This window comes from Streptomyces sp. a15, assembly GCF_059026085.1.
Window position 1 is genome coordinate 13,031 of the sequence record NZ_JBWLKM010000076.1, and the last position, 25,381, is coordinate 38,411.

The 25,381-nt window shown below is 69.3% G+C and carries 21 protein-coding genes and 2 pseudogenes; 9 read left to right on the plus strand and 14 right to left on the minus strand.

Annotation, left to right across the window (positions count from 1 at the left end):
- The first annotated feature begins 35 nt into the window (after positions 1-35).
- A complete protein-coding gene (locus AC5P09_RS41470; RefSeq protein ID WP_493878887.1) occupies positions 36-551 on the plus strand; it encodes a MarR family winged helix-turn-helix transcriptional regulator in 516 nt (171 codons plus the stop codon).
- Here the strand turns inward: AC5P09_RS41470 and AC5P09_RS41475 are convergent.
- From AC5P09_RS41475 to AC5P09_RS41500, 6 genes and pseudogenes are all read right to left on the minus strand, one after another.
- Positions 490-846 (minus strand): annotated as a pseudogene (locus AC5P09_RS41475) (helix-turn-helix domain-containing protein); the annotation flags it as partial. The gene AC5P09_RS41470 and the pseudogene AC5P09_RS41475 overlap by 62 nt on opposite strands.
- 237 nt (positions 847-1,083) lie before the next feature.
- Positions 1,084-2,493 carry an amidase gene (locus tag AC5P09_RS41480; protein ID WP_493878866.1) on the minus strand — a complete coding sequence of 470 codons (1,410 nt, stop codon included), beginning with the start codon at positions 2,491-2,493 and terminating at the stop codon, positions 1,084-1,086.
- A gap of 49 nt (positions 2,494-2,542) precedes the next feature.
- Positions 2,543-3,229, minus strand: coding sequence for an ABC transporter ATP-binding protein (locus AC5P09_RS41485; RefSeq protein WP_493878867.1), 687 nt, complete (start codon positions 3,227-3,229; stop codon positions 2,543-2,545).
- A complete protein-coding gene (locus AC5P09_RS41490; RefSeq protein ID WP_493878868.1) occupies positions 3,226-4,887 on the minus strand; it encodes a branched-chain amino acid ABC transporter ATP-binding protein/permease in 1,662 nt (553 codons plus the stop codon). The genes AC5P09_RS41485 and AC5P09_RS41490 overlap by 4 nt, the downstream gene beginning before the upstream one ends.
- 125 nt (positions 4,888-5,012) lie before the next feature.
- Positions 5,013-6,215 (minus strand): ABC transporter substrate-binding protein, encoded by a 1,203-nt coding sequence (locus AC5P09_RS41495; protein WP_493878869.1) that lies wholly within the window; start codon positions 6,213-6,215, stop codon positions 5,013-5,015.
- Positions 6,176-7,051 carry a branched-chain amino acid ABC transporter permease gene (locus AC5P09_RS41500; protein WP_493878870.1) on the minus strand — a complete coding sequence of 292 codons (876 nt, stop codon included), beginning with the start codon at positions 7,049-7,051 and terminating at the stop codon, positions 6,176-6,178. The genes AC5P09_RS41495 and AC5P09_RS41500 overlap by 40 nt, the downstream gene beginning before the upstream one ends.
- A gap of 117 nt (positions 7,052-7,168) precedes the next feature.
- Here AC5P09_RS41500 and AC5P09_RS41505 point away from each other — a divergent pair, with 117 nt between their 5' ends.
- A complete protein-coding gene (locus tag AC5P09_RS41505) occupies positions 7,169-8,113 on the plus strand; it encodes a helix-turn-helix domain-containing protein (RefSeq protein ID WP_493878871.1) in 945 nt (314 codons plus the stop codon).
- Between the two features lie 15 nt (positions 8,114-8,128).
- On the opposite strand, the gene AC5P09_RS41510 is transcribed toward AC5P09_RS41505, so the two are convergent.
- Positions 8,129-8,329 carry a hypothetical protein gene (locus AC5P09_RS41510; RefSeq protein ID WP_493878872.1) on the minus strand — a complete coding sequence of 67 codons (201 nt, stop codon included), beginning with the start codon at positions 8,327-8,329 and terminating at the stop codon, positions 8,129-8,131.
- Positions 8,330-8,412: 83 nt separating this feature from the next.
- Here AC5P09_RS41510 and AC5P09_RS41515 point away from each other — a divergent pair, with 83 nt between their 5' ends.
- Positions 8,413-9,975, plus strand: coding sequence for an amidohydrolase (locus AC5P09_RS41515; RefSeq protein WP_493878888.1), 1,563 nt, complete (start codon positions 8,413-8,415; stop codon positions 9,973-9,975).
- Positions 9,976-10,045: 70 nt separating this feature from the next.
- Here the strand turns inward: AC5P09_RS41515 and AC5P09_RS41520 are convergent, their stop codons facing one another.
- The 5 genes from AC5P09_RS41520 to AC5P09_RS41540 all read right to left on the minus strand — a co-directional run bounded on the left by AC5P09_RS41520 (position 10,046) and on the right by AC5P09_RS41540 (position 15,803).
- Positions 10,046-11,386 carry a right-handed parallel beta-helix repeat-containing protein gene (locus tag AC5P09_RS41520; protein ID WP_493878873.1) on the minus strand — a complete coding sequence of 447 codons (1,341 nt, stop codon included), beginning with the start codon at positions 11,384-11,386 and terminating at the stop codon, positions 10,046-10,048.
- A gap of 71 nt (positions 11,387-11,457) precedes the next feature.
- On the minus strand, positions 11,458-12,504 hold the full coding sequence (locus AC5P09_RS41525) for a glycosyl hydrolase 53 family protein (RefSeq protein WP_493878874.1): 1,047 nt from the start codon (positions 12,502-12,504) through the stop codon (positions 11,458-11,460).
- 91 nt (positions 12,505-12,595) lie between these two features.
- Positions 12,596-13,447, minus strand: a complete 852-nt coding sequence (locus AC5P09_RS41530) for a carbohydrate ABC transporter permease (RefSeq protein ID WP_493878875.1) — start codon at positions 13,445-13,447, stop codon at positions 12,596-12,598.
- Positions 13,431-14,363: a carbohydrate ABC transporter permease gene (locus AC5P09_RS41535; RefSeq protein ID WP_493878876.1), complete on the minus strand. Its 933-nt coding sequence runs from the start codon at positions 14,361-14,363 to the stop codon at positions 13,431-13,433. The genes AC5P09_RS41530 and AC5P09_RS41535 overlap by 17 nt, the downstream gene beginning before the upstream one ends.
- A 75-nt stretch (positions 14,364-14,438) precedes the next feature.
- A complete protein-coding gene (locus AC5P09_RS41540) occupies positions 14,439-15,803 on the minus strand; it encodes an ABC transporter substrate-binding protein (protein ID WP_493878877.1) in 1,365 nt (454 codons plus the stop codon).
- 818 nt (positions 15,804-16,621) lie between these two features.
- Between AC5P09_RS41540 and AC5P09_RS41545 the strand changes: the two genes are divergently transcribed.
- Positions 16,622-17,632, plus strand: coding sequence for a LacI family DNA-binding transcriptional regulator (locus tag AC5P09_RS41545; RefSeq protein ID WP_493878878.1), 1,011 nt, complete (start codon positions 16,622-16,624; stop codon positions 17,630-17,632).
- A gap of 345 nt (positions 17,633-17,977) precedes the next feature.
- Here the strand turns inward: AC5P09_RS41545 and AC5P09_RS41550 are convergent, their stop codons facing one another.
- The gene (locus tag AC5P09_RS41550; RefSeq protein ID WP_493878879.1) at positions 17,978-18,436 is read right to left on the minus strand and encodes a carboxymuconolactone decarboxylase family protein; all 459 of its coding nucleotides are present in this window, start codon (positions 18,434-18,436) and stop codon (positions 17,978-17,980) included.
- 94 nt (positions 18,437-18,530) lie between these two features.
- On the opposite strand from AC5P09_RS41550, the gene AC5P09_RS41555 reads away from it, so the two are divergent.
- The 5 genes from AC5P09_RS41555 (at position 18,531) to AC5P09_RS41575 (ending at position 24,599) form a co-directional block, all read left to right on the plus strand.
- Positions 18,531-19,520: a pirin family protein gene (locus tag AC5P09_RS41555; RefSeq protein ID WP_493878880.1), complete on the plus strand. Its 990-nt coding sequence runs from the start codon at positions 18,531-18,533 to the stop codon at positions 19,518-19,520.
- Between the two features lie 20 nt (positions 19,521-19,540).
- Positions 19,541-19,879 (plus strand): GNAT family N-acetyltransferase, encoded by a 339-nt coding sequence (locus AC5P09_RS41560; RefSeq protein WP_493878881.1) that lies wholly within the window; start codon positions 19,541-19,543, stop codon positions 19,877-19,879.
- 753 nt (positions 19,880-20,632) lie between these two features.
- Positions 20,633-21,199 (plus strand): isochorismatase family protein, encoded by a 567-nt coding sequence (locus tag AC5P09_RS41565; protein WP_493878882.1) that lies wholly within the window; start codon positions 20,633-20,635, stop codon positions 21,197-21,199.
- A gap of 120 nt (positions 21,200-21,319) precedes the next feature.
- A complete protein-coding gene (locus tag AC5P09_RS41570; protein ID WP_493878883.1) occupies positions 21,320-22,216 on the plus strand; it encodes an LLM class flavin-dependent oxidoreductase in 897 nt (298 codons plus the stop codon).
- A 283-nt stretch (positions 22,217-22,499) separates the two neighbouring features.
- Positions 22,500-24,599 carry an MDR family MFS transporter gene (locus tag AC5P09_RS41575; protein ID WP_493878884.1) on the plus strand — a complete coding sequence of 700 codons (2,100 nt, stop codon included), beginning with the start codon at positions 22,500-22,502 and terminating at the stop codon, positions 24,597-24,599.
- A gap of 435 nt (positions 24,600-25,034) precedes the next feature.
- Here the strand turns inward: AC5P09_RS41575 and AC5P09_RS41580 are convergent.
- Positions 25,035-25,381: pseudogene (locus AC5P09_RS41580) on the minus strand (NADPH-dependent FMN reductase); the annotation flags it as partial.

Here is a 25,381-nt window from a genome sequence, read left to right on the forward strand (position 1 = left end):
CCGCCTGGCGAGCCTTCGCCCGGGCAGTGCTCGTCGTGCCACGGGTCCTGGAGGCCGATCTGCTCGCCGGGTGCGGGCTGAGCCTGGTCGAGTACGTCGTCCTGGTGAACCTCTCCGAGGCTCCTGGACGGGCCATGCGCATGAACGAACTCGCCGCCGAGTCGGTCCTGTCCACCAGCGGCACGACCCGCCTGGTCGAACGTATGGCCAAGCAGGGACTCGTGGTGCGCCGGCCCGCCGAGACCGACGGTCGTGGGTTCATGGCCGCCCTTACCGACGCCGGACTGCGTCGGCTCGAGGAGGCTTACCCGCACGCGTTGGCCAGCGTGCGCAGCAACGTCATGGACCACCTGGCCGGCCTCGACCTCGCCGCGTTCGCCCGCGCGGTCGGCAGCTTCGCCGCAGACCGGGAACAACTGACCGTCCGCGGTCGCCGCCCACCCATCAGCAAGATTGACGTCCGATCAGACACCCCAAAAAGTGGAGCAGCGCAGACCACGAGTCCCGAGGGCGTGTCTGCGCGACCCCGATCCGCTCGATCAGCAACTTGACCCGCTTCAGCGTCCAGCCTTGGAACCCGTCGTCCCAGCCGTGGGCGAGCGGGCCGCGCCTCAGCTCCCGCTCCAGCCGCTCCCACTGCGCAGGGCTCAGCCGCTCGACGGAGACCGGTCCCTTCGACCTCAGCGCATCCGCGCCGCCTTGTCCCCATGTCCGCCGCCAGCGCCGCACCGACCGTGGCGTCACCCGTAACTCCCGCGCGATGGCCTCGGTCTTCTCGCCGCGTGCGAACCGTTCGGCGGTCTCCAACCGTCCGAAGGCGGCAAGGCGGTCGCCATCGCGGCCGATGCGACGGACGCGGAAGCGGTCCGCGTCCCGGTCGAAGCAACCGGCCCCCTTCACAAGGGAAGACGCGGACCTGCTGACGGAGATCGCCTCCCGGGGCGCGCCCTGGCCATCGACAGGGCCGCCGTTACACGCCGTAGCAACGGGCGGCGGCCGCTCTGCAGTAGAGGCTGCTGGTGGTTGTCCGCCCGGATGTTGCCAGTTGTGAAGTGCAGTCACCGGGCGTACTCCTCCCCGAAGTCACCCGAAGCGCGCAGGACGGCGCACGGTCCAGTCGCTCAGCTCTTCGAGGGCGGAGGCCAGCCGCAGGAGGGTCGCTTCGTCCCAGGGCCCGCCGATCAGCTGGCTTCCGACGGGCAACCCGTCGGGTGAGGTGTGGAGCGGCAAGGAAATGGCGGGCAGGCCGGTGATGTTGCAGACGGCTGTGAACGAGATCATCCGGTTCTCGGTCATCCGCAATCCGCCCGGGTCGGCGTTGGCCTCTGCAAGGCAGGTTCCGGCCGGAGGGGGAGGGCAGGCGAGGGTCGGGGTGAGCAGCACGTCGAAGTCGCGGCCCCACTGCGCCCGGACGTCCACGGCCTCTTGCTGCAGGAGCGCGGCCGTCCGTGTGTACTCGCCCGAGTGGCGCGTCCTGGCGCGCTCCATGCGGAACCGCAGATGAGGCTCGGCCAGTTCCGGACGGTCGTAGGGCGCGGTCCACAGTGCCGCGTCCAAGGCGGTCTGCGCGTACCCGAGGCCTGCCTCCTCGGTGAAGAAGCGCGGCGACACCGGGAACACCGCGTGCCCGAGCGACTCCAGCAGCCTGCCGGTCCGCTCGGCCGCCGCCACGCACACCGGGTCGACCGGCAGTCCGGTGGGCGCCAGAAGCAGCAGGCCCACCCGCAGTGGCTCGGACTCCCGCCCCACTTCTTCGGAGAAGGGCCGCTCCGACGCGGGTGCGCCGTACATGACGAGGCTGTCCGGCACGCTCATGACGTCCAGCAGTGCGGCCGCGTCCCGCACCGTCCGGGTGATCGCTCCCTCGACCGTGGCGTGTTCCCAGGCCGCCAGGTACTGCGGCACCCGTCCGCGGCTGGGTTTGAGCCCGACCAGCCCGCAGCACGAGGACGGCATCCGGATCGAGCCGCCGCCGTCGTTGGCGTGGGCGACGGGAGCGAGCCCCGCGGCGACGGCCGCCGCGGCACCGCCGCTCGAGCCTCCCGGCGAGTACGCAGTGTTCCAGGGGTTGCGGGTGATCCCGTAGCGGGAGCTCTCCGCAGCGGTCAGCATGCCCATGTCCGGGGTGCTGGTCCTGCCCATCAACAGGAACCCGGCGTCCAGGAATCTGGTCACGACGGGATCCGTGACCGTGCGGGGCGTGTCGTCGCACGCGAGGCTGCCGAACGTGGCGGGCTGCCCGGCGACCAGGTTCAGGTCCTTGATGGGAATGGGCACGCCGTGGAAGGCGGGCAGGTCCCCACCCTCCATGACAGCCCGTTCGGCCTTCACGGCGGCCTCGCGTACGTCATCGTCGTTGCGCCAGACGAACGCTAGGATCTCGGGATCGAACCGGTCGATGCGCTCCAGGTAGGTGTCGACGATCTCGACGGGGCTCAGCTCGCGCTTGCGCACCGCCTCTGCCAGGCGCACGGCGGAGTCGAACGGGTCCATGGGGGCTCCAGTCTGTAGCCATGTCAGGGGAGTTGCAGGGGATGGGGAGTCAGCCGACGGCGAGCAGCCGGTCGAGCTCCTCGCGGTTCTGGGTGCTGCTCGTGCCGTCGAAGACGACCCGGCCGGCCTGCATGACGATCGCCCGGTCACAGCGCTCGAGGAGGAGCCCGGCATGCTGGTCGACCATCACCACCGCCACTCCGGTGGAGGCGATACGGGCCATCGCCTCCAGGACCTGCTGGACGAGCGACGGCTGCAGACCCTGGGTGAGTTCGTCCACGACGATCAGCGACTGTCCGGACAGCATCGACCGGGCGATGCCGAGCTGCTGTTTCTGGCCGCCGGACAGCGTTCCGGCAGGCTGCCGGCGCCGCTCGGTCAGCAGCGGGAAGATCTCGTGGGGATCGACCGCGGGGACGAAACCCGCGCGCATGGCCAGGCGGAGGTTCTCCGCGACGGTGAGGGTGGGGAACACCCCCCGGTCCTCGGGCATCAATGCCGCGCCCCAACGGGCGAGCAGGTCCGGGCGGCCGCGTGGCACGGGGCGTCCGGCCAGGCGTACCTCGCCCCCCTGCCGGTCGGCCAGCCCGAAGACGGTGCGCAGCAGAGTGGTCTTGCCGGTGCCGTTGCGCCCCAGCAGGGCGATCCGCTCGCCCTCGGCGACCCGCAGGGTCACGTCGCGGACGACGGCGGCCTGCCCGTATCCGCCGCTCAGCGCGTTGAGTTCCAGCATCATCGGTTCACCCCCAGGTAGGCCTGGCGCACCGTGGGATCGGCGGCGATCTCGTCCATCGTCCCGTGGGCGATCAACTGACCCTCGTGCAGGACCACGACGTCGTCGGCCAGTTCCCGGACGATCGCCATGTCGTGTTCGACGACGATCAGTGCGCACCCCGTCCGCCGTGAGACCTGCTTCAGCTCGTCGACGAGCACGCGGGCGTCGTCGGGTCCCAGCCCGGCCGCCGGTTCGTCGAGCAGCATCAGCCTGGGCGCTCCGGCCAGCACCATGGCCAGCTCCAGCCGGCGCCGGTCGGCCAGCGGCAGGGCCCCGGCCTCACGGGTCTCGTCGCCGGCCAGGTCGTCGTATTCGGCGGGCAGTTCGACGTGGAGCGGCGCGTCCAGGCGGGCCAGCCTGATGTTGTCGGCCGGCGACAGCGCCGTCAGGACGCTGGGGATCTGGAACATCCGGCCCACGCCCAGGTGTACACGTTCATGGACCGGCCGCGCGGTGGCGTCCGCGCCGAAGATCCGCACCTCGCCCGCGTCCGGGGCGAGTTGGCCCGCGACGACGGCGAGCAGGGTGCTCTTGCCCGCGCCGTTGGGGCCGATCAGGCAGACGCACCTGCCGTCCTCGACCGTCAGGTCCACGCCGCGCAGTACGTCCACCGGGCCGAAGGACTTGCGGATCCCCGTCAGTGCGAGCGCCGGTCCTTCACCGGCCTCGTCGGCGATCTCGTGGGCGCGGTACCGTGCCGCCGCCGCAGCCGGCGGCAGCTTCACGGCCGGACCGCGCGTCCATACCCGGGCCAGTCCCGCCAGGCCCGCCGGGGCCACCTGGACGACCAGAACGAACAGGGCGGCGAGCGCGAGCACGTACCAGCCCTGCCAGGTGCTGCCGAATGTCTGCGCGCCCGCCGTGATCAGGATCGCGCCGAGGAACGGGCCCACGGTCGACTCGCGTCCGCCCAGTGCGAGCCAGACCAGCACGCTCGTCGACATGGCGAGCCCGAAGACCTGCGGCGACACCAACCCGGCGGCAGGCGCGTACAAGGCGCCCGCGACCGCCGACACGGCCGCGCCGACGGCGAACGCCGCGGTCCTCACGCGCAACGGGTCGATACCGGCCTGGGCGGCGCGCTCGGGGTTGCGGGAGGCGGCGATCAGACGCGCCCCGAACCGGCTGCGCACCACGGTGAGGCTGGTGACGGCCACCACGGCGGCCACCACCAGGAGGGTCAGGTAGTAGGCGGAGACCACGCCCCCGCTGCTCACCGACAGCCCGTTGGTGCCGCCGGTCAGATCCGTGAGGCTGGTCGCCGCGTGCTGGAGCAGCAGGCCCACTCCGATCGTCAGCAGGATGAGCGGCGCGTCCGGCACCCGGGAGGCCAGTCCGATCCGGACCACCAGTACCGCGATACCCACGGCCGTCGCCAGGGCCGCCGCCAGCAGCGCGGCGAGCGGCCAGTCGTGCCCCTGGCTGAGCGCGACGGCGTAGGCGCCGAGCCCGAAGAAGGATGCGTGCCCCACACTGAGCAGCCCCGCCCGCCCCCAGGAGATGTCCAGGCCGTAGGCGAACAGCCCGTTGCACAGGCCCAGCGTCAGAGTGGCCACCGCGAAGGAGCTCAGCCCGAACGGAGCCGCCGTCAGCAGCACCAGCAGCAACGCGAAACGCACCACCACCCCTACTCGGGCGCTATGCCTCCCAGCCCTGGGTGCGGCCGGTGGCCCACGGCGTACGCCGCGCGCGGACGGCGTCGGCGGCACTTGAAGCGGCTTGGCGGCGCTCTTTCCCGGGCTGATCACGCGCACCCCGGCGCGGGCGTGCTGTCGGCGACGCGGCCGAGCGTGCGGCTGACCTCGTACGCCCCACCCGGCTTGATCGTCACCTGGAGCATGTCGGCCTGGAGGAGGTGGTTGGCCGCCGAGAAGCGGGTCTTCTCGCCGAGCGGCGAGTCGAAGGCCAGCTGTCCGATCTGGGTGTTGATCGCCTCGCCATCGGCTTTGCCGGCCTTCTCGGCGGCGGCCAGGAAGAACTGGATGCCGAAGTAGGCGTTGCCCGCCACCTCGGGCATCGGGCCGTCGAACTTGTGCGCCTTGCGGTAGTCGGCCACGAAGGCGCGGCTGGCGGGGTCGTCCAGCCGGTCGGTCCAACGCACGGTGTGCGTGCGGCCGTTCACCAGGGCACTGAGCGCGGGGTAGTAGTCGCTGTCCAGGGGTGCGCCGTCGTAGCCGAGCTTGGGGGTGAGCAGGCCGAACTGCTTGGCCTGCTGGCTGAACGACACCGCGTCGGAGCCGACGACCATGGTCAGCAGTACATCCGGCCGGGCGGCCTTGAGCCGCTTGATGACCGGCTGCCAGTCGGTCTGGCCGATCGGGCTGAACTCCTCGGCGACGACCGAACCCCCGGCGCGTTTCACCTGCTGCTTGGCGACGTCCAGATAGTGGTGAGGGAAGTTGTAGTCCGAGCCGACGACCGCGACCTTCTTCCCGTACTTCTCGAGCAGCGTGGGGACGGTCGGCGTGAGCAACTGGCGCGTGCTCTCGCCGAATCCCCAGGCGTAAGGACGACACTGCCCGCCGTCGCCGAGGATCGCCGTACCGAACGGGACCTTCGCGTCGTCGGCGACCTTGGCCACGGCCTCGGCCGTGTCCCCGGTGATCGTGCCGAACAGCATCGACACCTCGTCCCGCTGGACGAGTCTGCGGGCCAGCTGCGTCGAGGTGGCCGGGTCGCCCCCGTCGTCGACGACGACGTACTTCACCTTCGCGCCGTTCACCCCGCCGGCGTCGTTGACCTTCTTCACGCCCAGTTCGAAGGCGTTGCGCAGGGCCTTACCGGTCGAGGAGACGGGCCCGGTGAGTGGCACGACCAGGCCGACCTTCAAGGGCTTGTCCTTGTCGCTCCCGGTGCCCGAGATCGCCGAACCGCCGCAGCCGGTCACCGCCAGCAGAGCGGCGGCGGTCAGGATGCCCGCGCCGGCACGCGTATACGGGTGAGCCATGACATGTACCTCCGAATCCAGGGACGCGAGCGCAGTACCGCGATCGCGACGATGATCAGGTAGAAGAAGACCTCGGCCAGTACGTCGGTCAGCCACGTGCGCAGCAGCACCGACAGTGCGGCGATGGCCAGGGCGGCCCCCGCCGCTGTCGCGAGTGCGCCGGGGCGGCTGAGCAGCAGGCCGAAGAAGACGGGCACCAGGAGGCTGAAGCCCATGGTCGGATTCACCGCGAGCAGAGGGCTGTACAGCGCCCCGGCCAGCACGGCCAGCAGCCCGCCGAGCAGGAACGCCAGAGTGCGCAGCCGGCGCGGATCGGTGCCCAGCAGTGCCGCCATGGTCGGGTTGTCGGCCACCGCGCGCAGGGTCAGTCCCCAGTCCGTGCGGTAGGCGGCGAGCAGCACCAGCCCGATGACCGCGACCGCGATCAGACCGCAGACCAGCCGGTACGCCGGATAGGGCGTGCCCAGGACCGACACCGTCCCGCCGACCGGCGCGTCCACCGACCGGGAGGTCGAGGTGAACAGCAGCTCCGCCGCCTGCCGCAGAGCCATGCCGACACCCCAGGTGACGAGCATGGTCGCCGGCCCGTCCGCGAAAGGACGCCGCAGCAGCAGCCGTTCGACCAGCAGCAACAGCGGCGCGCTCGCCAGCAGGGCGAGTGTCACGCGCCAGCCGAACGCCGGACCTGTGAGGACCGCCGCCGTGTAGGCCCCCACCATGATGAGGTCGCCCTGCGCGAGGTTCACCACCCGGGTCGCCGCGAAGGTCACGGCCATGCCCAGGGTGGTGAGCCCGTAGAGGCCGAAGAGAGTGAGAATTGCCAGGAGTACGTCCACGTGGTGATATCCCTCCACTTCCGCGGACTGCGGATGAGTGGGACTATCGGCCAATTCAGGCCATGGCGTTGGCACCAGAGCGCAGGCTTCTGGTGCTGGAGTGCAGAGGAGGAGCCGATGCCCCTCGAAGCCCGTATGGACGGCACGCTCGTCTTCGGCTACCTGGACACCGTGTCCTCAGAGCGCGCCAAGGCGTTCGACGCCGTGCTGGTCAAGACGGCGACGCCGTACGCCGCCGAGATGCGCCCGGAGCGGTTCGGCGCAATCACCACGTGCGACATCGCCGGCGAGCAGCGAGCGCAGGTCGTGCCGCACGCGTCGGTCGCGACCGAGGGAATCGACACCTTGCTGGGAGTGCTCCTGGCCGGAGAGGTGACGATCGAACAGAGCGGCCGCCAATGCGCCCTGTCCCCGGGCGACTTCGTCCTCTACGGCGGCGGGCGTCCGTTCCGCCTCGACCTCGGCCGCGACTACCGCTGGTTGCTGATGAGACTCGACCCGAGCACGAGCACCTTCTTGCAGCACACCCCCGACGCGATGGTCGCCCAGGAGCTCACCGGTTCCCCCGGCGGCCGGATCCTCTCCGCGATGCTCGTCGAACTCGCCCACCGCGGCCATCGCCTCGGACCGGTGTCGAAAGGGGAGATGGGCGAGCATGTGACCGGCATCCTCAGGACCCTCGTCCGCGAGTACGCCGGCCGGCACCTGCCCCCTGTTCACGCGGACCGGCTGAAGCATGTCCTGGAGCACATCGACCGGCACCTGGCCGAGGAACTCCCGCCCGCCCGGATCGCCGCCGCGCACCACATCTCGGTCCGCTCCCTGCACGCCCTGTTCCAGGAGCGGGGCGAGACACTCGGCGACCACATCCGGCGACGGCGACTGGACCGGATCCGCCAGGAACTGGCCGACCCCGGCCTGGCCCACCTTCCGGCCTACGCCGTGGCGGCCCGCTGGGGCCTCACCGACCCGAGTTACTTCGGCAGAGTCTTCAAGGCCGCGTTCGGTGTCTCACCGAGGGAGTTCCGCCGGTGGTCGCTTCCCGGCGCCGCCGGAGAGTGACCGCTTCCGCTGCCGTCAGGAGGCGATCAGGGACCGACAGTGGGCCAGGAAGCCGTCCAGCGCCAGATCGAACGCGGCGTCGGCGCGGTCGGGGCCGACGGCGGCCAGCGCCTGAGCGAGCAGCGGGGTTCTGCCGTCGGCGTCGGGTTCCCACATGGGCTCGGGCGCGGCCAGGTCGAGCGCGGAACCGAGGACGAGGTTGTCCAGGGCCGTCACCCCCGTAACGAGCCGCCACGAAAGGCGATCCACGTGCCCTTCACCAACGTCGACACCGTGCTGGTCGGCGCCACGTCCGCACCCTGGACCCGCAGCGTCCCCTGGCGACCGCCGTCGCCGTAAGGGACGGCCGTATCGCGGAGGTCGGGGAGGAAGGCGACGTACGCCCCTGGCGCGGCCCCCGTACCCAGGTCGTCGATCTCGGCGGCGCCACCCTCACCCCCGGCCTCACTGACGGCCACACCCACGCGGTCAAGGGCCTCGAACTCGCCCAGGGCATCGACCTTTCCGGCTGTAGAACCCTGGAGCAGCTGCGCGCTGCGTTGCGCGAGGCCGCCCGGCGGGCCGCCCCCGGGTCGTGGATCACCGGCTGGAACCTCGACCACAACACCTTCGAGGGCGGCCCCATCAGCCGCCACCTCATCGACGACGTCGTGGGCGACATCCCCGCCTTCCTACGGCTGTACGACGCTCACTCCGCGCTCGCCGGCTCCGCGGCCCTGCGTGCCGCCGGCGTCGACGGGCCACGTCGCTTCGACCAGGGTGCCTCCATCGTCTGCGACCCCGACGGGCGCCCCGCCGGTCACCTCGTCGAGCGGGCCGCCATGGAGACCGTCGCGGCCCTCATCCCGCAGCCCTCTCCCGCCGAGCGCCGCAAGCACCTGCTCGCCCTGCTGGCCGACATGGCCGCCACCGGCCTCACCGGTGCCCATGTCATGGACCTGGAGACGCCCGACGCGCTCGATCTGCTCACCGCCATCGAGGACGAGGGCGTCCTGCCGCTGCGGCTGCGCATCGCACCCTGGTGCCAGCCCGGCGCCGGCCCCGACGAACTGCACCGGCTGATCACCCTCCAGGGGCGCGCCGGACGGCACTGGCGCGTGGCGGGCGTCAAGCTGTTCCTCGACGGCACCGTGGAGGGCGGCACCGCCTGGCTCGACCACCCCGACTGCCACGGCGCCGGCACCGAGCCGTTCTGGCCCGACCCCGCCGCGTACACCCGCGCCGTGCACGCCCTCGACCGCGCCGGCGTGCCGACCGCCACTCACGCCATCGGCGACGCCGCGGTCCGCCGCGTTCTCGACACCGTCCAGGCTCTCGGCACCCCGTACGCCCGGCACCGTGCCGAGCACCTGGAGACCGTGCCCGACGACCAGATCCCGCGCTTCGCCCGGCTCGGCGTCGCCGCCTCCATGCAGCCCGCCCACGCCACCTACGCCCGGGCGGACCACAGCGACGAGTGGTCCCGCCGACTCGGCCCCGAACGCGCCGCCCGGGCCTGGCGCTGTCGCGACCTGCGCGCCGCCGGAGCCACCCTGGTCCTCGGCTCCGACTGGCCCGTCGCCCCCTACGACCCGCGCCGGGTACTCGCCGCCGCCCGACTGCGCCGCCACCCCGGCGACCCCGGCAGCGCTCCCGTGCGCCCCGACCAGGCGCTCACCCCGCTGGCCGCCCTGGAGGGTTACACCACCCACGCAGCGCGGGCCGCGGGGGAGGAGGACATCGCCGGACGCATCGCGCCCGGCTTCCGGGCCGACCTCACCGCCTTCACCCTCGACCCCCTCACCACCGCGCCCGACGAACTCGCCGACGCACCGATCCGGCTCACGATGAGCGGGGGCCACATCACCCACGGGACACTGTGACACCGCTCTCCTCGCCCGGAGCACCTCGGGTGTCGGCGTCGCGACAGGTCCGCGGTGCCGGTGCCGGGCCTCAGTTGGCTTCGAAGGCGCCGAGATCCGGGGCCTGTCCCTTGTACGGAAGGCCGACGTTGACACCCTTGTCGATCAGGGCGCTGTTCGCCGCGAGGCGGAGGTTGGGCAGCACGGGCAGACTGCCGTCGGCTTGGCGTGCCGCGTCCCAGCCGGACGTCGACACGCTCTGGAACTGTGCGTCCGACAGGGTGAGGCCCAGGTTCCAGGAGTTGTTCGCCGCGTTTGTGCCGGTCATGTTCGACGTCAGGGTGCCGGTGTAGGCGAGGTTGTTGCGCAGGTTGCCCCGGCCGACGGCGGCGCCGCTGGAGTCGACTCCCAGCATGTTGAAGTCGGGGCGGTTTCCGTAACTGGTGTTGTTGAAGTAGTCGTTGGCGACCGGGTGGTGGTTGGCGTAGAACCCCGACGCCCTGTTGAGGAAGGCCACCGACGTGCGGACGGTGTGCTTGACGGCGCCGGCGTCGTAGTCACCGCCGTAACCGCCCGCCTTGAAGCCGGTTCCGTTGCCTGCCGCGGTGGTCGATCCGGGCATGTACCCGCTCCGCCACGCCCAGGAGTTCTCGATGGTCACGGACGAGTAGGCGCTGATGAGGTCGAAGCCGTCGTCGGCGTTCCACCACGCGCGGCAGCCCCGGAACACGTTCCCCGGATTGCCCGCCGAGATGTGCGCGCCGAAGCCGTCGGCGTTCTCCCCGGCCCCGTTGGAGGAGTTCAGGTCGTAGTTGTCGTGCGAGTCGGTGTTGAGGACGAGGTTGTTGCCGCCGTTCTGGATGAACAGGCCGGGTCCCATGTGGTGGTGGGTGTTGATCTGCTCGAAGGTGTTGTTGCTCCCCGAGATCCAGATTCCCCAGGACTCGTGGTTGAGTTTGTTGTTCTGCGGGACCCCGGTGACTTCCAGCCCCTTGAGGTGGATCCAGCTGCCGGTGACGTCGAAGCCCTTGATGCGGCAGTCGTCCTTCATGCCCGAGAAGTTGAAGACGGGCTTCTCCCCGGGGTAGGCCCAGTAGCGGATCGGACTGCCCGAACTGCCGCTCCTGTTCAGGGTGATGGCGTCGACCCGGTCGGTCTGGCTCTTGCAGCTGTTGATCCCGTGGGTGTAGCTGTAGGTGCCGCCCCGTAAGTACACCGTGTCGCCCGGCTGGGCGACGGCCTGCGCATGGGCGATCGTCGCCCAGGGGGCGGCCTGTGTCCCCGCGGCGCTGTCGCTGCCGCCCGGGGCGACGTAGTAGACGTTCGCGGCCGCCGCGTTGCCCGCGGCCGTCGAACCGGCGGGGACGGTGAAGGGGGTCACCGCGAACGCCGACATCAGCAGGGCACGTCCGACGATCCTGACAGGTCTCATCACTCGCTCCAGATCTCGTTGCTCGCCCGGAAGGGGCGCGGGCGCGTCGGTGCCGCGCCCGCGCGCCACGCTCACACGCCGAGGAAACCGTCCATCGCCGCGGTCGGCCGCCGGGTGCTCTCGTCCCAGGCCGAGCTGTTGTAGGCGTTGAACGACGGGTAGCCCTCGGGCTCCCAGAAGAAGGTGCCCAGGCCGCCGAAGCCCTTCAGACCGGTGATGAACGCCTTCAGCGAGTCGCGTACCTGGGTGGGCTTGCCCACCGGCCCGCCGTACTCCACCTGCATGATCGGCTTGCCGTAACTGGACTGGATGGTCTGCATGTTGGCCAGCACGACGGGCACGTTGCCGCCCTGTGCGTAGGAGGACAGGCCGGTGATGTCCCACTTCCCGCCGTTGTCCCGGTAGGCGTTGAGGAAGTTCTGGACGCTGGCCAGGTTCTGCGGCTGGGCCACGTGCACCATCACCGGGGTGTTCGGGAAGACGTGCTTGGACATGTCGTACGCGGCGTTCAGCAGGCCCGTCATCTGAGCCGGGCGCGTGACGCTGCCGATCGGCTTGCAGATTCCGGAGTTGGTCTCGTTGCCGATCTTCACCCAGGCCGGCGTCACGCCGTAGTACTTGATGATGTTGCACGAGTGGTACACGTAGTCGTACATGGCGTCGAGCATCTGGCTGTAGTTCATGGCGGCCCAGGCCGCCGGCGGGTTCTGCACGCCGACCGAGTTCCAGGTGTCGCCGAAGTGGAAGCCGAGCAGGACTTGCATGCCGGCGTCCTTGGCCCGCTTCGCGAGCTGTGCGGTCTCCTCGATGCTGCAGTGCCCGTTGGCCGGATCGCTGGAGGGGTTGACCCAGGTCCGCAGCTGGATCGCGGTGATGCCGTACCCCTTGAGGATGGTGAACAGGTCCTGCCGCACGCCGGCACTGTTGTTCCAGTAGTAGCCGGTCGCCTCCATCTGCGGCAGCCAGCTGACATCCGCGCCCTTGACGAAGCTCGCCGCTTCCGCCGGAGTGGCCAGCGGGCCCGCGCCCAGGGCGAGCGCACCGGCGCCGGCGGCCGCGCCGAGCAGCACGCTGCGTCGCCGTAAGCTTTGAGGCTCGGTTTGTTTGTTGTCGGTCATTGCGAGTTCCCTTCGTTGGGGGCGTCCGTCCCGGTCCGTCACGGCTCGGGACGTAAGCGTCTGCTGTGCGAGATTTCTTTGCCGGGCCGGCTCACCCCTTCATCCCCGAGGTCGCGACGCTGCGCACGAAGTACCGCTGGGTGAACAGGAAGACGAGCATGACCGGCAACACGTAGAGGACCGCGGCCGCGGCTTGCACGGTCGGCAGGTAGTCCCCGTGCGGGTTGCGGTAGGACTGCGTGATCGCCACCGAGAGCGTGGTGTGGTCGATGTCCAGCAGCAGGGACGGCGCGAGATAGTCGCCCCACATCCAGGTGAACGACAGCAGCAGCGAGGTGAGCAGCACCGGCCGGGACAGGGGCAGAAAGATGCGCCAGAAGATACGGCCGTACCCGCAGCCGTCGATGATGGCGGCCTCCTCGAGCTCCTTCGGGACCGCCGCGAAGAACTGCCGGAACAGGAACACCAGGAAGGGCGAGGCGGCCAGGCCCCACAACACCCACGGCCAGTAGGTGTCCACCAGGCCCAGCCGCGAGTACAGCACGTAGGTCGGGATCAGCGTGAGGATGCTGGGCAGCATCATCGTGGCGAGCAGCACGACGAACAGGGCACGCTTGCCCGGTCCTCTCAGCCGGGCGAAGCCGAACCCGACCGCGGCGCTGGAGAAGGTGACCAGGACGGCGTAGGTGGCGGACAGGAACAGCGAATTGCCTGTGTAGGCAAGGAAGTTGATCTGGGTGAGCGCGTCGGTGAAGTTGTCCCACTGTGGTGTCCCGGGCAGGAAGCGGATGGGGATCGCGACCCACTCGGACTGCTCCTTCAGCGCGGCTAGCACCAGCCAGAGGAACGGTCCGGCGAAGAGCACGGCCAGCACCATGAGCAGGAGGTAGGTCCGGCCGGCGTCGAGGCGGCGGGCGGTGTTCCGGTCAGTCGCTCTCGTCACGATCCACCTCGTAGTACACCCAGAACCGGCTGGAGCGCTGCACCAGCAGCGTGATGACCAGAATGATCACGAAGAACACCCACAACATCGCCGAGCCGTATCCGAACCGCTGGTTGGCGAAGTACTCCTGGTACACCTGCACCATGTACAGGTGGGTGCTGCTCGGCACATTGCCGGCGGCGCCGATGCTGTTGGTCTCCGCCAGCAGCAACGGCTGCACCAGCACCTGGAACGACATGATCACGCCGGTGACCACCTGGAAGAAGATCACCGGCGAGATGATCGGCACGGTCACGTGCCAGAACACCCGCCAGCGGCCGGCCCCGTCGATGGTCGCCGCCTCCTCCAGCTCGACCGGTACGCCCTGGAGCGCGGCCAGCATGATCACCACCCCCGTACCCAGTCCCCACAGCGTCAGGATGATCAGCGCGTAGAAGGCGGTCGGGTCCACCAGCCAGGTGACCGCGCGGACCCCCAGCCGGTCCAGGAAGGCGTTGAGCAGACCTGAGTCGCGGTTGAAGACGAGCTTCCACATGATCGCCGTGGCCACCACCGGGACCACCGACGGCAGGAAGAAGATGGTCCGGAACAGACCGACGGCTCGCAGCCGCCGGTTCAGCAGCACCGCCAGGCCCAGCGAGAGGGCCACGCTGAGCGGTACGACGATCGCCGTGTAGGCCAGCGTCCGGACCAGGCCGGCCCAGGCGTCCGAGTCTTGCAGCAGTTCCCGGTAGTTGCTCAGGCCGACCCACCGCCACAGCGACGAGCTGCCGTCGAAGTTGGTCAGGCTCATCGCGAAGGCGTACCCGAGCGGAACGACGGTGAGCAGCAGGAATCCGAGCACCCAGGGCGAGACGAACAGGTAGAAGGTCCGGCCGGAGTACCGCGACCACCGCCGGCGTGGCCGCGGTGGCACCGGTCGGGAGGAGCGAGGCCGCGCCGGAGCCGTTGGAGCCGTTCCCTTTGTCTCCTGGACCACCACGTCGGCCACCTATCCGATCCGGTCCTTGCCCTGCTTGAGCAGCTTGTTGATGTCGTCCGTGATCTTCCGGGCCGCGGTGTCGACGGTGATCTTCTTGCGTGCCGCCTGGTCGACGTACTGGTTCAGCGTGGAGATCCAGTTGGCGGCGGTGATGTACGGCGAGGCGGGCATCGGTACCTGGTGGGCGAGCTCGGCCTGTGAGGTCCGGAACGCCTCCTTCTGGTACGGCAGCTCCTGCGGCAGCTTCGGCAGCAGCGATTTCAGGGCGGGCAGGCCCCAGCCGCTCCTGGCCCGCTCCTCGGCCGGCGGCCCGGCCATGAAGTACTCCATGAGCTTCCACGCCGCGTCCTTGTTCTTCGACTGGGCCGGGATCCAGGCGCCCTGCCCGGCGTAGCACGGACTGACCCGCTTGCCGCCCATCACCGGTGCCGGAGCCATCCGGATGTTCGCCCTGAGGTCGCCGCCCGCCGTGACGAAGTTGCCGCCGTACCAGTAACCGTCCTGGGAGACGGCCATCCGCCCGGCCATGAAGGTGGACAGGTCGGCCCCGTCCGGCAAGGGGTTGAGTGAGGACGGTGCCGCACCGGACCGCGCCAGGTCGACGAACCACTGCAGGGCCCGCTTGGCCTCGGGGGTGGTGAGGTCGGTCTGCGTCAGGTCGTCGTTGTAGATACGGCCGCCCTGGGACAGGACCATCTGGAACAGCGGTCCGGACAGGCCCCACTGCCACTCGATGCCCAGCCCGTACACGGTGGTCTTGCCGTCCTTCTTCACGGCCAGCTTGCGGGCGATGTCGAGCAGTTCGTCATAGGTGACCGGCTCTGTCGTGCTCAGTTCGTCCACCTTCGCCTGCTCGAACAGCGCCCGGTTGTACCAGAGCGTGGAGTCCTGGCTCCAGTCCTTGGTGATCCCGTAGCACGGGCCGGCGCCGATCCGGTGGCCGTCCCACCGCCAGTTGTCGTTGACCGGCAGCAGATCGCTCTTCTTCAGGACGGAGCTCTTGGCCAGGTACGGGTCCAGGTCGGTGGCCAGGCCCCGCGCGTTGTTGTTGGCGCTGCCGGTGGCCGCCCCGCGGACGAAGTCCGGCGGCTTGCCGGACGCGAGCATGGCGTTGAGCTTGGCGTCGTCGCCGCCCGGCTCGATGAGCCGGATCCCGATGTCGGGGTGCAGGCGCTCGAACTCCGCGATGTGCTTCTTGGTCAGCTCGTTGCTGGCGTACATCACGGTGAGGGTGGTCTTGCCGCTGCCGGAGCCACCCGTGCTCGCGTTGCAGCCGGCGAGCAGTGGCGCGGCCGCCGCGCCCGAGGCCAGCGCGGCCGTTCCGGTCAGGAAGCGCCGGCGACCGACCGGTGCCGGGGCTTGTCCATCAGGCATAGCGCGTTCCTTTCCCCACCCGGCGACGGCGGGGTTGCCGACACGAACGGGTTGGTGGCAGTCACGGTGCCCTCGGAAGCGCGACCGGCCGGGAGCAAGCTCCGTCGCGGTGATGCCGCGCCGCCCCTGCCGAATACTCCGCATCCGGAAGGTGTCGAGCTCATGACAGCGTCACGCTGGCCCCTCTAAAGTGCCTCTGTCAATCCATCTACAGAGCTTTATAAAGTTTCGAGAGTTCTCGACAGCCCGCGTTCCCTCGGCGACCAGGAGTACCTCATGCACTCGGCTGTGCAGGCGTCGTCCGCTCCGCCAACTCTCCGTCAGCGGCCGTGGCCTGCACCGACGCGGGACGGCACGCCGAGCCGCGGCATGGCCACGATCGGGCAGACCGCCGACGTCCCCCAGAGCATGCTGCCGACTGATGGCAAGGCAGTCGTCCTGGCCGCCAAATGCCGCGTCTCAGCCCTGAGTAGAGCCCACCAGGACGCCGACTCACTGGCCGTCCGGCTGCCGGTGCCGCGAGGATGGCATGGTCGGGCACTGCTGTCCGCGATCCGCGTTTCGCCGTACGGCTGGGGGCCTGGGGGGCGCGGGACCTGCGGGGTGCTGTCCTCGTCGGGCGTATCGGCGGTGTCGAAGGGAGCACCGCGCGGCGTGCTGCACGTGCAGCCTCCGCCCCATGCCTTCGGTGCCGTCAAGATCCCCTTGTCCGGATGACCCGGCAACCCGGCAACAAGCGCAAGCCGGTGGCCGCCCCGGAGCCCGCCGGAGCGGGCGCTACAATCAGGCGCCGAACAGGTCCGAACCGGACGAGGGTCATGCCCACCCCGAGAGTCACGATCGCACAGGTCGCCGCAGAGGCCGGCGTGTCCGCCATGACCGTCTCCAATGTCGTCAACGAACGCCCCGGAGCGTCGGAATCGACCCGGCAGCGCGTGTTGGAAGTCGCGAAACGACTCGGCTACATCCCACCCGGCGCCCGCAACGGCAAGCGCGGACGCACCGGTCTCATCGGCGTTCTCACCCTGGATCTCACCGGGCAGTACAGCCTCGAAATCGTGCGTGGCATCGCTGAGGAAATCGCCGACGACGAACGCGAACTGTTCTTGAACGCCTCCCTCGACGCCGCCCGCGAGCGCGAGCGCATCTCGTTGTTCGCGGGCGGTCTCGTCGACGGGCTGCTGCTCATCGCTCCCGTCCTCGCTCCGGAAACGGAGCAGGCGATCCAGGCGGGCGACCTTCCGGTCGTGGTCATCGATCCGCGCCGCCTCGACCTGGACCTGCCCAGGGTGACGGTCGACAACTACGACGGTGTAAGGGCCGGCACCCAGCATCTGATCGAGCTCGGTCACCGGCGTATCGCCTACATCCGAGGCGAGGACGACCACGAGAGCACCGACGCGCGCCACCGCGGCCACACCGACGCGCTGCGCCTGGCCGGCATACAACCGGATCCCGCCCTGGTGGCCTCGTCCAACTTCAACCACCAAGGCGGCGTACACGCGGCGACGCATCTGTTGACCACACAGCGCCCCACCGCCATCGTCGCCGGCGCGGACCTGGTAGCCCTCGGCGCCCTCGACACCGCCCGAGCGCTCGGGTTGTCCGTACCTGGCGACCTGTCGATCGTCGGCTTCGACGACCTGCCGCAGGCCGCGCACAGCGCACCACCGCTGACCACCGTGCGGCAACCCCTGCACGAGATGGGCCGAGCGGGCACCCGAGCCCTGATGTCTCTCATCGCGCGCCAACCCCTTCCCACCGACGACATCCGCCTGGCCACCAAGCTCATCCTCCGCGCCACGACGGCGCCCCCGTCCCGCGGGTGAGGGGGGACGCGGTGCGCCACCTCGCGGCAGGAGGCCCCGACGCTCTTCGACGACCGCGCCGTAGCGGCAGGCGAGGGCGTGGTCCCAGGAGGCCGACAGGGAGGTGGCGCTGGGCAGGTTCAGGGGGGCTCGCGTTCGTCCCGGACCGGTCCGCGTACGCCGGAGGGGCCGTCAGACATGAGGATGCTCGGCAGTCCGATCCTTTCCAGGGGCCGCGTCGACCAGAGTCGCGCCCCGTGAGCAGCTTGACCTGCTCGGCGAGGGCCGGGCGAGCCAGGACTTCGCGCGCATCGGGGTCGGCGGGGTGGGCGGACACGGTACTGCCCTTCTCGCTGGGTGAAAGTCTCACGTATTCCGATTCGCCCGTACCGGATGCTTGCTCATGATCGAGACCCGGTTGAACGCGTTGATGGTGACCGCCACCCAGATGACAGCGGAGATCTGATCATCGGTGAGCACGTGTCGAGCGGCCTCGTAGGCCGATTCCTGTGCCACGGCATCGGTGGGGTCGGTCGTGGCCTCGGCCAGTGCGAGGGCAGCACGCTCCACGGGCGTGAACACCTCGGTGTCCCGCCACGCGGCCAGCACTCCCAGCCGCTGCGCCGACTCACCCGCGCGTACGGCCGCCTTGGTGTGAATGTCGAGGCAGTAGGCGCAGCCGTTGACCTGTGACACACGAAGGTCGATCAGCTCCACGACGGTGCGGTCGAGTTCCGCCTCGGCGGCAACCGCGCGCACCGCTTCTGCCGTCTGCACCAGGGCGTGGAAGGCCTTGGGGCTCTGTTTGTCGATGAAGATCCGCATGTCTCCCGCTCGTTGTCTACTTGCTGTGGCCTTCGCTCTACGATCATGGCATCATAGTTGATGCAACAACTAGATTCCATGGGAGGTGGTCTCGGTGAGCAATGTCGAAGCCGAACCGGCAGTGATGAGATGTGGGTCGCCGGTCGACGACGTACGGCCGACCGGCGTGCCACGGGTCGACGTGCTCCCCGCACGGGACGTACCCCTGGGCGGACCGCGTTCGATGACGGTGCGGCGGACGCTGCCGCAGCGGGACCGGACGCTGATCGGAGCCTGGTGCTTCGCCGACCACTACGGTCCCGACGAGGTCACCGACAGGGGCGGTATGGCGCTGCCCCCGCATCCGCACACCGGCCTGCAGACGGTGACCTGGCTGTTCGGCGGAGAGGTCGAGCACCGCGACACGCTCGGTACCCACGCCTTGGTACGCCCCGGGGAGATCAACCTCATGACGGGCGGGTACGGAATCGCCCACTCGGAGGTCTCGACCCCGCGCACGACCGTCGTCCACGGCGTTCAGCTGTGGGTGGCGCTGCCGGAGGAGCACCGGAACGCGCAACGGGACTTCCAGAACCATGTGCCCGAGCCCGTGCGAATGAAAGGGGCCGAGATCAGGGTCTTTCTCGGCTCGCTCGCCGGTGAGGTCTCTCCGGTGCGGACGTTCACGCCGCTGCTCGGCGCCGAGATCATCCTCGAACCGCGCATGACGGTCACCCTCACCGTGGACACCGACTTCGAGCACGGCGTTCTCGTGGACAGCGGGGACGTCAGGGTGGCCGGCACACTGCTGCACCGGGCGGAACTGGGCTATGTCCCGCCGGGCGCCGACGCGTTGACGCTGACGAACGAGTCGGACGGTCCGGCGCGGACGATTCTGCTCGGCGGCACGCCGTTCGAGGAAGAGATCGTCATGTGGTGGAACTTCATCGGCCGCACTCACGGGGACATCGTCAAGGCCCGCGAGGACTGGGAGGCCTCCTCCGACCGCTTCGGCACCATGGAGGGATTTCCCGGGGGCCGTCTTCCCGCGCCCGCCCTGCCCAACGCCACCATCAGACCGCGCCGCAACCCTCCCCGGCGCTGATCCCTCCGAAAGGCACCCTCATGAGCCAGCCTTCTGCCGTCCCGGTCGTCGAGCGGGTGGACGCACACCATCGGTACGAGATCGTGGTCGACGGCAAGCGCGCCGGCGTGACCGAGTACCGCGACCGCGGTGAGCAGCGCGTGTTCTTCCATACGGAGGTCGGCGACGCCTATGCCGGACAGGGCCTTGCCGCGGAATTGGTGCGGCAGGCACTCACCGACACGCGCACTTCCGGGAAGCGAATCGTGCCTGTCTGCCCGTACGTGGCCAAGTTCCTGAAGAGACATGACGAGTTCGCCGACATCACTGATCACGTGACCCCCGAGGTCTTGCGGTGGCTGGAGGTGCACCTGGGCTGACTTGTCGTCGCCTGGCCCCTGCTGATCTCCGCAGGTAATCAGGGCTGGCAGCACGGCTGAGCAGGGTGCCTGGCGTAGCCCTCATCCGGGTGCAGGAGAGGCTCGGTGGCCGGTTGCCCCACCCCTTGCAGCCGGAATTCCCCCTCCGCGACCGACTGCTCAGTGCTCGTCCGCCTCGCCGACGCGCCCGATGGCCACCTGCGCATCGTGGTCCTGGCCCATCTGACGGATGTGCCGGACGGGCGACAGCGTTGTCAGGGCCTGAGCTGACGCTCGGGCGAAGGCGTGGTTTCTCGGGAGGCGCCGTGCAGTAGTCGCGCCGGTCGCCGTCCATCTGAGTGTTCGGCGGGGCATGGATCCTGCCCCGACCAGCCAGCTGTGCACATGGCCTTGCCCGCTCGACCGCAGCAGGCCTCGGGCCAGTAGACACCCGAGCCCGGCACCGGGGCACCAGCCTCGGAGGGCAGCACCTATCTCATTTTAGTTGACACGTCATGGCCGTTTCTGTCAGTGTCGATGACGCATCAACTTTAGGCTCCGGCTGGCTGCGAGCGAGATCGCGGCCACAAGGGTGGCTGCTCCGGATCCTCTTCAAGGAGAGCTTCATGAACGACCCTTTGTTCCGATTCGACAACTCCGCGATCGTGTTCGTCGACTACCAGCCGGAGATGCTCGCCGCAGTCCAGTCCATGGACCAGACGCTGATGATCGTCAACGCGACGACGCTGGCGCCGCCTCGCGGTCAAGATGGGTATGCCGGTCGTCCTGAGCACTGTCGGGGTCAAGGGAGGCGTCAACCAGCCCACGCTTCCCGAACTGCGTGCGGAGATACCCGACGTTCTCGAGATCGACCGCAACACGATGAACGCCTGGGACGACGAGGGCTTCCGCCAGGCTATCCGGGAGACCGGCCGCAGCAGTTTCATCATGCTGGGCCTGTGGACCGAGATCTGCCTGGCCTTCCCGGTGGCGGAGATGCAGGCCGAAGGCCTCAAGACCGCCGTCCCCACGGACGCCGTCGGCGGAACGAGCAAGGAGGCACACGACCTGGCGGTCCAGCGCATGATCCAGGCCGGCAGCGTGCCCAGCACGACCTTCGCCACGATTGCCGAGTCGGGCCTCGACTGGGCGTCCGCGCAAGGGCAGATCATGAGGGACGTCTACGGTTGGCGCCAGGCAGAACTGGAGAACTCGGCCTGTCCTGACAGCGCCCCGGTCTGGTCGACGGCCGATTCGCCGGTGAAGCGTGATCCGTCGAGAACTGTCAACAAGAACTGTCGATCCGCGAAGATGCCCTCCGACTGGGTGGCCGGAAAGTGATGAGGCAACCGTCGGTCCACATCGGGGGCAGCTGTCACGTGCGATGAGTCCGCCCTCCCGGCCAGATCGGCGACCGGCAGCCGGTCCCGAAAGGGCATCAGCTATTCAGGAAGGTCAGAGATGCCCACACAGCCGCACGAGTTGCTCTTCGGAAGCTTCATCACGCCGAGTGCCGATCAGGTCGACCAGGTTGTGGCGCTCACCCGGCTCTCGGAGCGGGCCGGGCTCGACATCGCCACGTTCCAGGACCACCCCTACCAACCGCGGTTGCTGGACTCCTGGACGCTGATCTCGTACCTCGCCGCTGCGACGAGCCGTATCAAGCTGGCGCCCAACGTGATGAACCTGCCGATGCGCCAGCCCGTGGTCATTGCCCGCAGCGCCGCGACACTGGACCTGCTCAGTGGCGGACGCGTCGAACTGGCGCTGGGAGCGGGCGCATTCTGGGACGCCATCGAAGCGATCGGCGGCCGGCGGCTGGCACCCGGCGAGTCCGTCGACGCCCTCGAAGAGGCCATCACGATCATCCGTGAGATCTGGGACACCGAAACGCGTGGCGGAGTGCGCATCGATGGCACCCACTACCACGTCGCGGGCGCCAAGCGAGGCCCCGCACCCGCCCACGACATCGGCATCTGGGTCGGCGCGTACCGGCCACGGCTCCTCCGGCTGGTCGGCCGCAGCGCCGACGGATGGCTGCCCAGCCTCAGCGCCTTCGAAGACGGGCTCGCCGGACTCGCCCGCGCCGGCCGTCACGTCGACGAAGGCGCCGAAGCGGCGGGGCGTGGCCCCGCCTCCGTGCGCCGACTGCTCAACATCGGCACCCCCTCCCCATCCGGCGGCTCCGGAACCCTCAGCGGACCGCTCACCCAGTGGGCCGAACAACTCGCCGAGGTCACCATCGAACACGGCATCTCCGGCTACATCCTGGGCGGTGACGATCCCACCGCGATCCAGCAGTTCGGCGAGGAGGTCGCACCCGCCGTACGAGAGCTGGTCGGGACATCCCGTAGCTGACCGGTCCGTGATCTGACCGTCCAGGTTGCGGCCGAGCTCGGCGGCGGCCCGGACATTCTGGTCAGTGAAGCAGGCATTCACGTCACGCCCCCAACGCGCGATCGCCCAGTACGTCATCGGTCGGCAAACTCCAGACAAAGTCATCTCGAAAAACAGGTCATGACCAGCCACATCAATCGACATTGGGCCGTGACGTCCTTCGGACGCCCACTTCGATGGCCGGCCATCCATGGCGTTGTCGACTTCGAGCACCGAACCCCCCTCTTCCACCGAGACGGTTCCCATGACTGCATCAACCACCTCGCCTCGGGCTGGAACGGAAACGGACCAGTCCGCACCCCCGATTCTGAGCCCCCGCGAGCGCACCGTCATCTTCACCACCATCGCCGCGGGCATGCTGCTGGCCTCGCTCGACCAGACGATCGTCGGCACGGCCCTGCCGACGATCGTCGCGGACCTGGGCGGCGGTTCGCACATGTCCTGGGTGGTGACCTCCTATCTGCTGGCGCAGACCGTCTCGACCGTGCTCGTCGGCAAGTTCGGTGACATGTACGGTCGCAAGACCGTCTTCGCCGCGTCGACGATCGTCTTCATCACGGGCTCGTTCTTGTGCGGCCTCTCGGGCGGCATGACGATGCTCATCGCCTCCCGGGCGGTGCAGGGAATCGGGGCGGGTGGACTGATGGTGACCGCCACGGCCCTCATCGCGGACGTCATCCCACTGCGCGATCGCGGCAAGTACCAGGGTGCGATGGGTGCCGTGTTCGGTGCCTCCACCGTGCTCGGCCCGCTGCTCGGCGGCTTCTTCACCGATCACCTGTCCTGGCGCTGGTGTTTCTACGTCAACGTGCCGGTCGCCTTCGTCGTCGTCATCATGACGATGAGGAACATTCCGCAGGTCAAGGCGGTCGTGAAACCGATAGTCGACTACCTGGGGATCGCGTTCGTCGCGCTCGGCGCGTGCGCCCTGATTCTGGCGACCAGTTGGGGCGGCAGCGAGTACGCGTGGTCCTCCCCCCTCATCATCGGCCTGTTCGCGGGCGGGCTGCTGTCGCTGGCGCTGTTCTGCCTGGTGGAGATCAAGGCCGCGGAACCCATGCTTCCCATGCGCCTGTTCAAGAACCCCGTCTTCGCGGTCTGCGCCGTCCTGTCCTTCATCGTGGGTTTCGCGATGCTGGGTGCGATGACGTATCTGCCGCCGTTCCTGCAGTACGTGGACGGCGCCGACGCGACGTTCTCCGGGATACGCACGCTGCCGATGGTGATCGGTCTGATGGCTACGTCGCTGTACAGCGGCAATGTCGTGGGCAAGACCGGCCGGTATCGCGTGTTTCCCATCGTGGGCACGCTGGTGACCGCGGTCGGACTGTACCTGCTGTCGCTGATGGACCGGTCGACCCCCACCTGGCTGGAGTCGGTGTTCATGCTGGTCCTCGGTGCCGGCCTCGGCCTGAGCATGCAGATTCTGACGATCGTCGTGCAGAACACCGTCGACTACAGGGACCTCGGCACCGCGACATCCGGCGTGACCTTCCTGCGCACGCTCGGCAGCGCCTTCGGTACCGCGGTCTTCGGCACCATCTACGCCAACTCCCTCGAGTCGGATCTCGCGCAAGGCATCCGGCAGGCGGCCACGACCGGCGCGGCTCCTGCGGAACAGATCGCCCGAGCGGCCCAGTCCCCGCAGGCCCTGCACCAACTCCCGGATGCCGCCGCCCTTCCCGTCATCGACGCCTACGCCCACTCCATGGGCAGGATCTTCCTGTGGACGGTGCCCGTGGCCCTGCTCGGGTTCGTCGTGGCGCTCTTCCTGCGCCAGGTCACCCTGCGCGACAGTGCCCGGATGGCCTCCACCGACCTCGACGGCGCGTTCGGAGCCCCGGTCGACGGCGTCCGCGTTCCCCTGGAGCGTCAGGTCTCCGCCCTGCTGCGAAAGGCGGGCCGCATGCCGTACGCGGACGCACTCGCCCTGACCGGCTCCCGGCTGGACCCGGGGCGTGCGTGGACCGTCATGCAGGTCGCCCTCTGGACGAGGTTGGTGGGCTACTCCAAGCTCAGCCTGATCGCCTCCCGCCACCACATGCCCGAACAGGTCCTGCAGCCGGCCTTCGACGCGGCGATCCGCAGCGGTGACGTCAGCCGGGAAGGGAACTTCTACTCGCTCACCGCGCAGGGGGACGAGCAGGCTCATGCCATCGCGCAGGGCTGGGAGAACTGGCTGGCGGACCACCTCGAACGCGACCAGGGCCGCCCCGCCACCCCGGAACTGCGCGCGGCCCTCGACTCGATCGCCAAGCGGTTGCTCGCCGAAGACCTCGCCGAGGGCCCTGCACCGGCACGGATCGGGGGCGACACGACCCGGGAGGCCACGGCGCCGGCGTGACGCATTGCTCCTGCCGCTCGCCGAGCGTCCTGCGCCCTGCACGCGGTCAGTTCGCCGTCACCTGCAGGGAGTTGCGGTTTCCGAGGTCCGGAGTCGGAAGACGCGGAAGACGGCCTTGTTGCCGGCCTCGCCCACACGTGCTTGCACCGTCGACGCATGCGCCAATCGTCCTCCGTGCGGCGCATGCAGGTGTCGTACGAGCCGCGCAGCGTCTACATGTTCTCCACTCCGGCAGGCGCGTCGACCGTGGGCGAGGCGTACAGGTACGCCGTGGCTCCGGCGCTGTCGCCGCCGATCGTGATCACGTGCTTGGAGCTGATGTGCCGTGTGCCACGGAGGGCGCCCAGAGCTCTCGGAGTTCTCGGAGAGCTCTGGGTGATACCGCATCCGGTGGAACAGCCGGCCCGGCATCGGGACGGGCTGCAGCCGGGTTGCTCAGGCGGCGCGTAGTGGTGCCAGGGCGTCGCTCCAGGCGACGACCTGGTCGAGCATCGTGTCGACGGCCTGCACGTTGTATTCGCCCGGCTTGAAGGCGCTGAAGTTCTCGAACTCGGTCATCAGTGACAGGGCGAGGCTATTTTCTCCGCCCACTTCTTGGTGTGGTCGCCCTGGTACTGGCCCATGGTCGGGGGCAGGGGCTCGTCCAGGTGCGGCAGCGGGTAGTCAAGGAGGTCGACGAGCTCGTACTCGGCGTCGGTGCGGTGAGAGGCGATGTCGTAGACCCACTTGGCCACCTGCTCGCCGTTGCGGTTGGGGCGGGTACTGCCGAGGATGATGCCGAT